The sequence below is a fragment of the Pseudomonas sp. LBUM1666 genome (genome assembly GCF_059695775.1).
This window is the reverse complement of record NZ_CP166789.1, coordinates 2,308,588-2,321,797: the sequence shown is the minus strand read 5'-3', so window position 1 is coordinate 2,321,797 and position 13,210 is coordinate 2,308,588. Positions and strand designations below refer to the sequence as shown.

Sequence of the window (13,210 nt, the reverse complement as noted above, 5' to 3'; positions counted from 1 at the left end):
TCGATGCCATCGGGTCAATAAAAGTCCTGCACATTGACATAACTGAACACGCGTGTTCAATTATGTTGGCCGACTTTTTATCAGCTGAAGGACAGAACATGACCGGCTCAAATCTCTTCAAACCGCTTCGATTGCCCAACGGCACGGTGATTCCAAACCGAATCGCCAAGGCTGCCATGGAGGAGAACCTTGCCAATGAGGATCACGCTCCAGGGGAAGCGCTGGTTAAGCTCTACCAGCGTTGGGCGGAGGGTGGTGCCGGTCTGATCATCACTGGCAACGTCATGGTTGACCGTCACGCCTTGACCGGACCCGCTGGTGTCGTACTTGAGGATGATCGGAACCTGGGCAAATTCAAGCTATGGGCCGATGCTTGCCGCAGTCGTGGAGCCCAGGCCTGGATGCAAATCAATCATCCCGGACGGCAGCTGTTGGCTTCAATGGGGCAATCGGCAAGGGGCCCCTCCGCAGTGGCGGTCGATATCCCCGGACTTTCAAAAGCGTTTGTGCCGCCCAGGGCTTTGGAGGAGCAGGAGATCGAAGAGCTGATCGGGCGCTATACCCAAGCGGCGGTGCTGGCCGAGAGCGCCGGATTCACCGGCGTGGAGATTCATGCCGCGCATGGCTACCTGTTCAGCCAATTCCTTTCGCCCCTGACCAATCGGCGTGACGACCGCTGGGGCGGTAGCCTGGAAAATCGTGCGCAAATTCTCCTGAAAACCATCGACGCAATACGTCAGCGAGTGGCACCGATCTTTTGCGTCGCTGTGAAGCTCAACTCCGCGGACTTTCAGCGCGGCGGGTTCGATGCCGCGGATGCGGCCCGGGTAGTGGAAATGCTTAACAGCAAGGCGGTCGATCTGGTCGAGTTGTCGGGTGGCAGCTACGAAAGCCCGGCCATGCAGGGGCAGACACGCGATGGCAGCAGCCTGGCTCGAGAAGCCTACTTTCTCGAGTTCGCAGAGAAAATAGGAGAAATAGCGCGCATGCCGCTGATGGTCACCGGTGGCGTGCGTAGAAAGGAGGTGGCAGAGCGCGTGGTGAGCGGCTCGGTGTCGATGGTCGGACTTGCCACTGCACTGGCAATCGAGCCAGCCCTGCCGAAACAGTGGATGGCAGGTCAGGACACCGAAGTGGAGCCCATCGTCGTCCGCTGGAAGAACAAGGCGCTGGCATCGCTTGCAGTGGCGTCGGTGATCAAGAAGCAGCTCGGCTTGCTGAGTCAAGGGAAACGGACAAAACCCGGGACGTCGCCTCTCATGGCATTGATCGGCAATCAGCTGAAGTCTCGTCGCCAGGCGAAGAGCTATCGGCAATGGATTGATCAAGCCTGGCGGATCAAGGATGACATCAAATCAGGTGGGTAGCGGCTTGCCGGCGATTCTCCTGGCTCTGGCAGGTGTTACGCCCAGAGCCTGGAGAACCATTTCGGCGACCCGCAGATCGTGCTCTGCCACTGCGCGCCCCTCGACAACTGAGCGCATTGCTCCGGTTGTGCATGATAAGACGATGTCCAGGGCGACCCCTTCGTCCACGTAAACAAAAGTACCCGCACGCAGCCCCTCACGCAGATCGCCCAGTACATGGTCCGCCAAACGCGTGCGCATTGCCTGGTCGAAATGGATGATGCGCAGCAGCGCATTCGCCCATTGATGGTCGTCGGCGGCCCGACATACAAACATGCGAACGCCAATCGAAAGCCGCTGCGCACCGCACTGCACGTCAGAGTTCAAGACGGAAATGGCGTCAGAAAACTCGGCGGCCATGGCGATGCCCACCGCCTCGAGTACTTCGTCGCGCGTTCGAAAATAGTTGTAGATGGTGCCGTTGGATACCGCTGCTTCCGCGGCGACCTCGAGCAGCGCGATCTCCCCCACCTCCTTACGTGCGACAAGACGCAATGCCGCGTCCACCAGGCCGCGACGGGTGCGCTCACGCTTCTTGTGACCTCTCGTGAGAGGTTCTGGCGCATCAGCTTCTAAAGGAAGTGTGGGGGAATGCATGATCAAGCTCGCAATCTAATGGGCTCGTTGATGGTAATGGAAACGCTGTCCGGAGTGGCGCCTTCGCTAGCCAGCAGGTTCCTGCAGTCTTGAAGAAGGCTGTCGGCCTCTGAGCCAGGGGCGTGGTGCATGATGATCCGGTCGGGACGAACCGCGACGAGCGTTCCTTTGGGGGCTAGCGGCAGGATGTCATGATTCATGTCTTCGATGAAGTCACAGCTGCCGCCGGAGCGTTGGCCGCGTGTTCTGACCTCTAAGAAGTGGCCTCCCATTTTTTCCCAGGAAACGATCTGCTCAGTGGTGAGCAGGGACAACGGGTCAACACCGAATCCAACCAGGGTCAGGTTGTCTCCAAGAGCATCGTCGCTCAGTTTGATCTGCTTTTGCATGGTGCGAATCCAGGTTTGGGGAAACAGGCTGCCACGTACCAGTTTGTCGCCCCGGCGATGCTGCACGAACAGACCGTGTTTGAAGGTGTTCTTCGGCTTGATGTCCAACTGTTCGAAGTATTTCCTGGTAGCGGGAGTCAACGCCAGCATGCGCATCAGGCCGTGGATAAAGAAAGCTGCGATCTTGTTCTTGGGCATCACCATGCGGCCCATGAGTTTCGCCAGATTGATCATCGCCTGGGCATGGGGGCGGCGCTCTACGTCATAGGTATCGAGTATTGCAGGCGCGGCATGGCCGCGAAGGACCCAGGCCAGTTTCCAGGCAAGGTTGGCGCCATCTCGAAGTCCCGCTACGAGGCCTTGCCCGACAAAAGGAGGGGTGATGTGCGCTGCGTCGCCGGCGAGGAAGATGCGTCCCTTGCTGAATCTGTTGCAGCAGCGCGCGTGGAATCGATACACCGCCTTGCGCTCGATTTGCAACTCCTGCGGGTTGATCCATGGTGCGATCAGCCGCGCTATGCTTTCCGGGCTTTCCAGCTCTTCCCGGGATTCACCGGGTTGCAGCATGAACTCCCAACGCTCCCTGCCGCCGGGTGCGGGCATGTGCGGCGTTGGGCGCTGCGGATTACAGAGAAACTCAATGTGATCAATCGCTGACTTATGCCGGTTCATGACATCGACAATCAGCCAATCCTCCGCATAGGTCTGCCCTTCGAACTCCTGGCCAATCAGTGCCCTGACCCTGGAGCTTGCGCCATCCGCACCGACCAGGTACTGGGCGCGAACGGAATGCGATTGCCCATTCTGATCCCGTACGGAGGCGACGACGCAATCCGACTCCTCAACCAGACTCTCAAGCTCGAAGCCACCAAGACTGGTCACTGACTTCAGCCGGGAGACCTGGCTGCGCATCGCGTGTTCGAGGTCGGGTTGATAGAACGTCACAAGTTTCGGATGGCCGTCGATGCACCCCTCAGTATTGGCTCGGCCGAATTGCCCGAGTACCGGGGAGTGCATCTTCACTTCGGGGATAACGATCTTCTCGAAAGCGTCTTCCGACAAACCGGCAAGTTGCAGGATGCGCAGCGCCTCGTTGTCCAGAGCAATGGCACGCGGCATCAGTACGACGTCATGGACCTTGTCCAGTACCAGGGTCGTGACCCCATAGCGGCCGAGCAGCGCAGCGATGGTCGCACCTACCGGACCATAACCGATAACCAGCACGTCGACGGCGGCGGGAGGCAATTCGCAAACTTTCTTGTTGTTGTTCATCTCGGGCCCTTGTTGTGATTGAAGTCGTGAGACGCGAGGTCTCATCGTCAGGCAAGGTCAAGGTATTCAATATTGAGAGATATTTCAATATTGATGTTTTTGTCATTAGTTTTTTGGGATCATGCTCAACCCGCGATGAGCCAAGGGCCGAGCCGAAGTGCGCGGCGTGAACCGAGTTTGCGCGTGTGCCAGTTTCCGACCGGCGACGCTTGGCTTCAGCGCCGATCAGCGTTGTCATTGGAGCAATGGCTCAAGACTGCCGAGGCTGGAGAGCCGTTGATTCAAATGGCTGGTCGACAGGGAAGTCGGGCACACCGGTTTTCAGCATCGAACCCCCTGTGAAGCTTCGCGGCGCACAACCCTGTTTTAGTCTTTAGGAATCAACCGTGGCACGTCCGCAGCCCCACCCAGATCCAGTCTTGCTCTGCTTCTTCGAATTCGAGCTCGACGAGTCCAACGCCTGCTTGTTGCGTAATGGGGAACCCGTTGCAGTGGCACCAACGCCTTTCACGTTGTTATGCGTGCTGGCACGCCAGCCAGGGTCGCTGGTAACCAAGGATGCCTTGCTTGATGCCGTGTGGGGGCATCGGTTCGTCAGCGATTCAGTACTGAAAACGGCCATCAGCGATCTGCGCAAGGTGCTGGGCGACGACCCCAGGCATCCTCGTTTCATCGAGACGGTGTCGCGGCGCGGCTATCGCTTCATCGCCCCACCCTCCTCCACACTTTCGATGCCGCCTGCATCCGCGACGGTTACAGCGACCGGCACACCTTCGTCACCGTCATTCATCGGTCGCACGGACGAGGTCGCGAGGCTGCAAAGGGCCTGGGAGCGGGCCAATGGCGGCCAGCGCGCCGTGGTCTGGCTCGCCGGCGAGCCGGGAATTGGCAAGACGACGGTGATCGAACATTTCCTCGCAAACCTTGGCGATATCGCCTGCGCACGCGGCCATTGCGTGGAGCACTACGGCGCCGGCGAGCCATATCTGCCGGTGCTGGAGGCGTTAGCCGATCTGTGCCGCACCGACCCCACCCTGCCGGCGCTGATGCGCGCCGTGGCACCGACCTGGCTGCTTCAACTCCCGTGGCTGAGTACCACGCAGGAGAAAGACGCATTGAGGCGCGAGCTTGCCGGTGTCGGCCCGGACCGCATGCTCCGGGAAATGGGCGAATTGCTGGACCGCTACACGGAGCAGCGCCCGCTGATGCTGGTGACCGAAGACCTGCACTGGAGCGATCGGGCGACGGTCCAGCTCATCAACTATGTGGCACGGCGACGTGGCCGTACGCGGCTGATGTGGCTGTCGAGCTTCCGCCTCGCCGAGGTGGTTGCGCTCGATCATCCCCTGAGCTCCTTGCGCCACGAACTGCGCCTGCAACGTCTGTGCGAGGAAGTGGTGCTCGACCCGTTCTCGGAAACCGAGGTCGCTGCCTATATTGCGTTGCGTTCGACCTCGCTGGCACGCGATGAAACCTTCGTGCGCGCCCTGCACGAGCGCACTGACGGTGTGCCGTTGTTCGTGTCGTCAATCACCAGTGAAGTGATGGACCCAAAGGACGACAAAGTCACCATCGAAGCAAGGCTTGCGGATCTGGCGGTTCCCGAAAACCTCGCAGCCATCATTGATCACTACATCGCCAGGCTGGGTCCGGAACAACGTACCCTCCTCTCGGCCGCAGCGGTATGCGGAGTTGAATTCCGAATCGAGACGGTTTCACTGGCCCTCGAGCGAGACCTCGCTTCGGTGGCCCACGCCTGTGAAGACCTGATACGCGAGCAGGTATGGCTCATACGATCGCGGGCCACAGAAGTTGAGGAGACGCTAGAGCCACCCCACTCCTTCCGACATGCTCTCTTCCGCCAAGTGCTGTACGACCGCACGCCGCGCTCATTGCGCACCCAACTCCATCGCCAGGTCGGCGCTGCCCTCGAACGCGAGCGCACGACCGGCGTGCCGGTTGCTGCCTCGGAGCTGGCAATGCACTTCGACCGGGCTCGGCAGCCGATGATTGCGCTGCGTTATTACGCCGAGGCCGCGGAAGCCGCACTACTGCACTTCAGCCCGGACTTGTGCATCGGCCTCACTGAGCGTGCCTTGGTCCTGTTGATGCAGGCTCCCGAAGGGACGGAGCGCAATGCGCTCGAAATCACCCTGGCCACGCTGCAAGGAGTTTCGGCTTTCCACATGTTCGGTGTCGGCAGCGAAGCAAAAAGCGCCTTCGAACGTGCATACAGGCTGTTGGCGGATGTCCCCGAACACCCCATGCGCGGTCGTCTGCTGCACGGGTTCGGCTATCTGCTTGGTCTGCGCGGCGACTATGCGTTGGCGCTCGAAGTGGCTGAGCGTGCCGAAGCCCTCTCCTGCGAGGCAAATGATCAAGAGCTCATGCTGGCGGCGTGCATCGTCCAGGGCGAGGTGCATCACCTCCAGGGACGCACGAAAACGACTCGCCGCTGGCTGGAACGCGCCCTCGCGATCGCCGAACCGCTGGACATCGGGACGAACGAGGTTTTTGCGGCTGATCCTCAGGTCATGCTGCACGGCATGCTGGCTATAGAACTCGTGCGTTCTGGTCTGGTTGAGCAAGCCCGAGTCCACAGGCAGCAGGCGCGGGTACGCGCGCAGGCGTTGCGCCAACCCATGACCTGGCTGGTCGCCGCCTGGCAGGAGGTGTTGATCGAGGTGCGGATGGGAAACCACGTGCGTGTAGCCGCGCTGGCTGACGACATGCAGAAGTTGGTCGATGAGTATTCGCTCGCACTGGGGCGAACGGCTTGTCGCTGGTGGCGTGGCTGGGCCGACGCGCGCAACGGTGCACCGCGCGACGGCTACCGTCGCATCCGCGAGGCCTATGAAGAACACACCGGGCTTGGAATGCGCTCCGGTGCCAGCGAGGTGCTCGGCTACGCCACCGAAGCGCTGCTGCTCGCAGGTGATTGCAACGCAGCGCAAGTCGAGCTGCAGGAAGCATTTCGGGTGGGCGAGGAACTGGGCGAGCGCGTCTACCTGCCGCAGCTATTGCTGCTGGAGGCAGCGATCTCGCGAGCACAGGGTCAGCCCGACGCCGGCATCGCTGCGGTGCGGCGCGCGGTTGAAGAGGCTCGCGCCCAGGAAGCACCGTGGCTGGAGCTGCAAGCGCTGGTCGAACTGTGCGAGCACCCTGACGCTACGGCCGAGGACCAACAGGCATTGGCCACGCTGGTTGACCAGTCGCCGGAAACTGACGGAACCGAGCTGGCGAAACGTGCGCGCTTGCTGATTCACGCTGCCAAGCCGGCGTGAAGCGGCGCGATTTCTCTGCGGTAAGGATTACTGTCCCGACCGAAGTCTGACCTTTCGCTTACGACTCGCCCCAGGGGGACGCTTACGCTGTCGTCGAACTTTCTTGCCCCCTGGTCCGCGATGATCCTGAACCCTGAATCCAAATACCCGAGCCGCCGCTCTTACGTAGTGAAGCTGCGTAGCGACGCCGCGCCGGGGGCCCTGGTGGGCCGCCTCGAAAACCTGGTCACCGGACGACAACGCGAGTTTTCCTCCGCCGAAGAACTGCTGGAGTCGATTGCCTCAGACCTCGCGTCCGCGGCCGGTGAGCACGCGGCGGATGCCGACGGCGAGTGACGTCTCCAACCTGAATGAGAGCCCGATATGGCGACCGAACGGCGACCCTTCGCTGACGACTTCGCGCACACCGAGCCCTACGCTGATGCCACCTCGAATCTTCACGAGTCCAATCCGATGTCGCGACTTCCAACTTCCCATCTGTTGACCCGCAACGGGCAGACGCCCCTGCAATATGCCGAACGCGTGGTCAGCGTCGTCATGGGGGCAGCGCTCGCCGCGTCTGTTGCCCTGGTCTTGAACGGTTGCTCCACGGAGGTGCTCACGCCGTCGGTAGAACTGCCGAGCAACTTCTCCACGAGCACGGCCTCCGAAATGGAACCCGAGGCGGCATGGTGGGAGGTCTACCACGACCCCGTGCTGACGGATCTGGTGCGCCGGGCAGCGCGCGAGAATCGCGACGTCAAGATTGCCGCCGAGCGCCTGCGCGCCGCGCGTGCAGGCGAAACGGTCAGCCGTTCATGGCTGTTCCCGAGTGTCGGCGCATCCGCCTCCGGCAGTGATCGCAGCAGCGGCTACAGCTCGGCCACGAAACAGGGTTATCCGGATACCAAGACCACCAGTGCGGGCCTGGACGTCTCGTGGGAGCTCGACCTGAGCGGCCGCCTGCGCGCCGGCGCAGCGGCGGCCGACGCCGATGCGCTGGCCGCGGAGCACAGCATGCGCGGCGTACGCCTGCTGGTGATGAGCGACGTCGTCAGCAACTACTTCACATTGGTCGGCGCGCAACGCCAGGTCGCGACGCTGCGCGCCATCTCAGCGATGCAGGACGAGACACTGCGTCTGGTTTCCGCTCGCCAGCAGGTGGGGCTGGCATCCGCCTTCGACGTCGAACGTGCGCAGACCGACGCCTTGTCGGCGCGGGCGCAGATTCCGCCGCTGGAAACGCAGGTGGCTGTGTCGCGCCATCGTATCGCGGTGCTGATTGCCGACCAGTCCTTCAATACCGCGAACATCCAGACTTCGGTTAGCGATGTGACAGTGGTGCCCGAGGCCAAGCCGGGCCAGCCCGCCGAGCTGCTGCAACGCCGACCTGACGTGCTGGCGCTGATGGCGCAGCTCGATGCAGCCAATGCGCGCCGCAAGCAGGCCGCGGCCGAGTGGTTTCCGCGGCTGTTCCTCGATGCCTCCTTCGGCCGCCAGGGCTTGAGCCTGAACGGCGCCGATCTCGGCGTTGCGCGCTTCACCAACGTGGCGGGCCTGCTGGCGATGCCGCTCTTTAACGCCGGGCGCACGCAAGCAATCAATGATGCTGCCGAAAGCGCTCAACAAGAGGCGCTGCTACGCGCCGAGGACGGCATCGTACGGGCGCTCGAGGATGTGGAAAACGCCCTTGTCACGCTTGCGCAGGAACGCCGCCGCTCCGGGTCGCTGCAATTGGCCGCCGCGTCCGCGGAGGCTGCGCAGAACCGCGCCCAGTCGCTCTATAACCGCGGGCAAATCGACCTGTTGCCACTGCTGGATTCGCAACGGGCGCGCCTGGCGGCACGCCTGAATTCCAACGAAAGCAACACCCGCCTGCTGCTCGACAGCGTGCAGCTCTACAAGGCACTGGGCGGGGGCTGGCAGGTGTTCGAACAACCCGCCAACTCAACCGCATCCGCCAAAGCCGACCGGCCACCACTTTCCTAAGTATCTGTCGTTTTCCAAAGAGGAACCGTCTTGAAGAATTCCCTTACTGCGGCCGGCGCCTTGGCCGTCGCCGTCATGCTGTCCGCGTGTAGCCCCGACCAGCCCACCGTGCAGGCGCCACGACCGGTGCGCACCGCTGCAATCAGCTACGACAATGCCCGCGACATCAGTCGCTATGTGGGCACCGTACAGTCGCGACATGAAGTCGACCAGGCCTTCCGCGTGGGCGGCAAGGTAGCCCAGCGCAAGGTCGATGTAGGCCAGTTTGTGCGTGAAGGCGACATCTTGGCTGTGCTGGATGACAGTGACTACCGCCTCGCTGAGGAAGCATCGCGACAACAGTGGTCGGTTGCCGTCGAGCAGACGCGCCAAGCCGACTCGGACCGCCAGCGCCTGACCGCGCTGAAGGCTGACGGCTCGGTCAGTGCGGCCGACGCCGAGCGCGCGCAGACCAATGCCCAAACCGCGCATGCGACCGCCGAGGCCGAGGCGCGAAAGCTCGAACTCGCGCGCAACCGGCTCAAGTACACCGTGCTGCGCGCCTCGCGCAGCGGCGTCGTCACGGCTGTCCGCTTTGAGACCGGACAGGTCGTACCGGAGGGGCAACCGGTTGTCTTGATCGCGAATCCGGGCGAATCCGAGATCGTCATCGACGTGCCCGAGGATCAACTGGCCGTCTTCAAGGACGCGCGTTTCAAGGCCTCGCTGGCCAGTGCGCCGAACGAGATCTTCGATGTCACGTTGCGTGAGCTGTCGCCACAGGCTGCAGCACAGACGCGCACCTATCGCGCGCGGCTCAAGCCGTTGCAGGCGCTGCCGCTGGGTGCCACCGCCACCGTGACGGCCGAGCGAGTCATGACAAGTGTCTCTGTGGCGGCAGTGCCAGCCACGGCATTGACGCAGATCGGCGGTCAGCCGGCGCTATGGGTGGTCACGCCCACGGGCAAGGATCCGGTAGGCATCGTCGATCTGGAGCGTGTGGCAGTTTGGGGTTACCGCAATGACGAGGTACTCGTCTCCGGGCCGCAAGCAGGCGTATTGGTCATCACCGCCGGCGTCCAAAAGATGACGTCCGGACTGAAGGTCGCGCTCCCCGGTGTTGCGATCGTTGACGCGAATACCACGCAGCAGGCCGCCCGATGAACAACTTCAACCTCACCGACTGGGCGCTGCGCCATCGCGCCATCGTCCTGTTCATGCTCCTCATTGTCGCGGCAGCCGGCGCCTTCAGCTTCACCAAGCTCGGCCAACTCGAGGATCCGAACTTTTCTGTTCCGTCCATGACCGCCATGGTCATCTGGCCGGGCGCCACTGCCCAGCAGTTGCAGGACCAGGTCCTCAACCGCATGGAGAAAAAATTCGAGCAGATCGACAACTTCGAGAAGGTGGTCACCTACGCGCGGCAAGGCTATGCAGGCATGACGCTCACCGTGCGCGGCGGCACTTCCAAGGCTGACCAGCGCGAAGCCTGGTATCAGGCGCGCAAGAAACTCAACGACCTGAGCCTCGAGATGCCTGACGGCGTGATCGGCCCGATCCTGAACGACGAGTACGGCGACGTGTACGGCCTGATGTACGCCATCAAGGGCGACGGCGTCGGTCACGCCGACCTGTCGCACGCGGCCGAGGACATCAAGCGCCAGATGTTGAAGGTGCCGATGGTCAAGAAGATCGATCTCATCGGCAAGCAGGCCGAGCGTGTCTACGTCGAGTTCTCGCACGAGCGCCTGGCCGCGCTGGGCATCACACCACTGGCCATTGCCGAAAGCCTCAAGAGCCAGAACGCGATGTTGCCCGCAGGCCAGATTGACACCCGCGGCGACCGCGTCATGGTGCGCGTGAGTGGCCAGTTCGCCAGCGAAGAGGCTATCCGCAATGTACCCATCTCCGCGGGCGGCCGGCTGATCAAGCTTGGCGACATTGCGACCGTTACACGTGGTTTCGAGGATCCGCCGACCTACACGGTACGCCACAACGGCCAGCCGGTGCTGATGCTCGGCATCACAATGACCAGCGACGGCAACATCGTGGACCTTGGCAAGGCGATGGACACGGCAGTCGCCAAGATCCAGTCAGAACTTCCGCACGGCGTGGAGCTGGAGCTGGTGGCTGACCAGCCAACCACGGTGAAAGATGCAATCCTGGACTTCGGGCGCGCGCTGGCCGAGGCGCTGATCATCGTAATCGCGGTGAGTCTGGCCAGCCTGGGCTGGCGCGCCGGCCTCGTGGTCGCGGCCACGGTGCCGCTGGTGCTGGGCGGCGTGGCGCTGGTGATGCTGGCGATGGGCTGGAACCTCGAGCGCATCTCGCTCGGCTCACTGATTATCGCGTTGGGACTGCTGGTGGATGACGCCATCATCGCCATCGAGATGATGGTGGCGAAGATGGAAACCGGCATGGACCGCGTGAAAGCGGCCGCCTTCTCCTATCAGTCCACCGCCATGCCGCGCCTGACCGGTGCACTCATCACGGTCGTGGGCTTCCTGCCGATCGGCCTCTCGAAGTCCACCACCGGCGAGTACGCAGGTGGCATTTTCTGGATCGTCGGCGCCGCAGTGCTGTTCTCATGGATCTGTTCCGGCATCTTCACGCCGTACCTGGCGGTCAAGATGCTGCCCAACGACTTGGGCAAGCACCAGCACGGTGATCAGCACGACACAAAGTTCTACCGCAACCTACGCCGCCTGATCGACGCCGCCATCGAGCACCGCTGGGTGGTCATCGGTGCGACGGTTGGCGCACTGGTGCTTGCCCTGGCTTGCATCAAGCTGGTGCCGCAGCAATTCTTCCCCAACAGTTCGCGTCCTGAACTGGTCATTGACCTGCGCGTCAAGGAAGGCTCCTCGTTCGCCGCGACGACCGAGCAGGTCAAGCACATGGAGGAGATCCTGGCGAAGGACGAAGACGTGCGTTTCTATACCGCCTACACCGGCGCCGGCGCGCCGCGCTTCTATCTCTCGCTCAACCCCGAGCTACCCAATCCTGGATTTGCCCAGTTCGTTGTGATGACTAAGGACCTGGATGCACGCGAGCGGGTACGTGCGCGGCTGGTGGCCTCGGCTGACCAACAATTCCCACAGGCGTGGGTGCGCGTGACCCGGCTCGAGTTGGGACCACCTGTCGGCTACCCGGTGCAGTTCCGCGTCGTAGGCCCCGATACCCAGGTGGTGCGTAAGATCGCCCGCGACGTGGAGAAGGTAGTTGCGTCCAACCCGAAGGTGCGCGACCTCCAGCTCGACTGGAACGACCCTGTGCGTACGCTGAAAGTGGAACTTGATCAGGACAAGGCGAGCGCGCTTGGCCTCACGCCGGCCGACGTGTCGCTGGCGACCCAGACCGTGATGAACGGCGCAACCCTGTCGCAACTGCGGGAGCGCGAGGACCTGATCGACATCGTGGCCCGTGCCGTGCCAGAGGAACGCTTGAATCTCGACACACTGAAAAACATCAACCTTTACACACGCCAGGGAACTGTGGTGCCGCTGTCGCAGGTCGCACAGGTGCGCTCAGAACTGGAAGAGCCGGTACTGTGGCGCCGCAACCGAGACATGGCGATCACCGTGCGTGCCGACGTGAAGGATGGAGAGCAGGGTGTATCGGTGACGCAGGAAATCCAGCCGTTGCTTAAGGACATCGAAGTCAAGCTGCCGACCGGTTACCGCATCGATGTGGGAGGAGCAGTTGAGGAAAGTGACAAGGCCAACAAGGCGTTACTCGCGGTGGCTCCGTTGATGTTAATCACCATCCTGCTGTTACTCATGCTGCAACTGCAGAACTTCTCCCGCATGTGGATGGTGATGCTGACCGCACCGCTGGGCCTGATCGGCGTGGTGCCGGCGCTGCTGGTGTTCCAGTCGCCGCTGGGCTTCGTTGCGATCCTGGGCATCATCGCACTGGGTGGCATGATCATGCGGAACGCGGTGATCCTGATCGATCAAGTACAAATCGAGATCGCCGAAGGGCGAGACCCGTGGAACGCAGTGCTGGATGCCGCCATTCACCGAGCCCGTCCGGTGATGCTGACGGCGCTGGCCACCGTGCTTGCAATGATCCCGCTAACGCGCAGTGTGTTCTGGGGTCCGATGGCAATTGCGATCATGGGCGGCCTTACCGTGGCGACGCTGCTGACGATTTTCTTCGTCCCGGCGTTGTACGCTGCATGGTTCAAGGTGGGTCGCCGGACGGCCGCTGACACCCAACCGGTCAGGAGTGACGCCGCGCTCGCCGCTGAGTGATGAGTGCCGTGGTGTTGTGACCCCGGACCTCGCTATTACAAAGGCTTGTTCAACGCCGT

8 protein-coding genes are annotated in these 13,210 nt (G+C 62.2%); 6 read left to right on the top strand and 2 right to left on the bottom strand.

Translation table 11 applies throughout. The annotated features are described in order from the left end of the window. Window positions 1-98: 98 nt before the first annotated feature. Window positions 99-1,367, top strand: a complete 1,269-nt coding sequence (locus ACA056_RS10520) for an NADH:flavin oxidoreductase/NADH oxidase family protein (RefSeq protein ID WP_497273510.1) — start codon at window positions 99-101, stop codon at window positions 1,365-1,367. Here ACA056_RS10520 and ACA056_RS10515 read toward each other — a convergent pair. Beyond that, the gene (locus ACA056_RS10515) at window positions 1,356-2,003 is read right to left on the bottom strand and encodes a TetR/AcrR family transcriptional regulator (protein WP_497272491.1); all 648 of its coding nucleotides are present in this window, start codon (window positions 2,001-2,003) and stop codon (window positions 1,356-1,358) included. The two genes, ACA056_RS10520 and ACA056_RS10515, sit on opposite strands and share 12 nt — an antisense overlap. 2 nt (window positions 2,004-2,005) lie before the next feature. Next, window positions 2,006-3,664, bottom strand: a complete 1,659-nt coding sequence (gene mhpA, locus ACA056_RS10510) for a bifunctional 3-(3-hydroxy-phenyl)propionate/3-hydroxycinnamic acid hydroxylase MhpA (protein ID WP_497272489.1) — start codon at window positions 3,662-3,664, stop codon at window positions 2,006-2,008. Between the two features lie 386 nt (window positions 3,665-4,050). On the opposite strand from mhpA, the gene ACA056_RS10505 reads away from it, so the two are divergent. From ACA056_RS10505 to ACA056_RS10485, 5 genes are all read left to right on the top strand, one after another. Continuing rightward, the gene (locus tag ACA056_RS10505; protein ID WP_497272487.1) at window positions 4,051-6,948 is read left to right on the top strand and encodes an AAA family ATPase; all 2,898 of its coding nucleotides are present in this window, start codon (window positions 4,051-4,053) and stop codon (window positions 6,946-6,948) included. A 120-nt stretch (window positions 6,949-7,068) separates the two neighbouring features. Next, window positions 7,069-7,284, top strand: a complete 216-nt coding sequence (locus ACA056_RS10500; RefSeq protein WP_497272485.1) for a hypothetical protein — start codon at window positions 7,069-7,071, stop codon at window positions 7,282-7,284. 117 nt (window positions 7,285-7,401) lie between these two features. After that, the gene (locus ACA056_RS10495; protein ID WP_497273509.1) at window positions 7,402-8,916 is read left to right on the top strand and encodes a TolC family protein; all 1,515 of its coding nucleotides are present in this window, start codon (window positions 7,402-7,404) and stop codon (window positions 8,914-8,916) included. A 30-nt stretch (window positions 8,917-8,946) separates the two neighbouring features. Continuing rightward, window positions 8,947-10,059: an efflux RND transporter periplasmic adaptor subunit gene (locus tag ACA056_RS10490; protein WP_497272483.1), complete on the top strand. Its 1,113-nt coding sequence runs from the start codon at window positions 8,947-8,949 to the stop codon at window positions 10,057-10,059. Further along, window positions 10,056-13,151 (top strand): efflux RND transporter permease subunit, encoded by a 3,096-nt coding sequence (locus ACA056_RS10485; protein WP_497272481.1) that lies wholly within the window; start codon window positions 10,056-10,058, stop codon window positions 13,149-13,151. The genes ACA056_RS10490 and ACA056_RS10485 overlap by 4 nt, the downstream gene beginning before the upstream one ends. Window positions 13,152-13,210 lie beyond the last annotated feature (59 nt).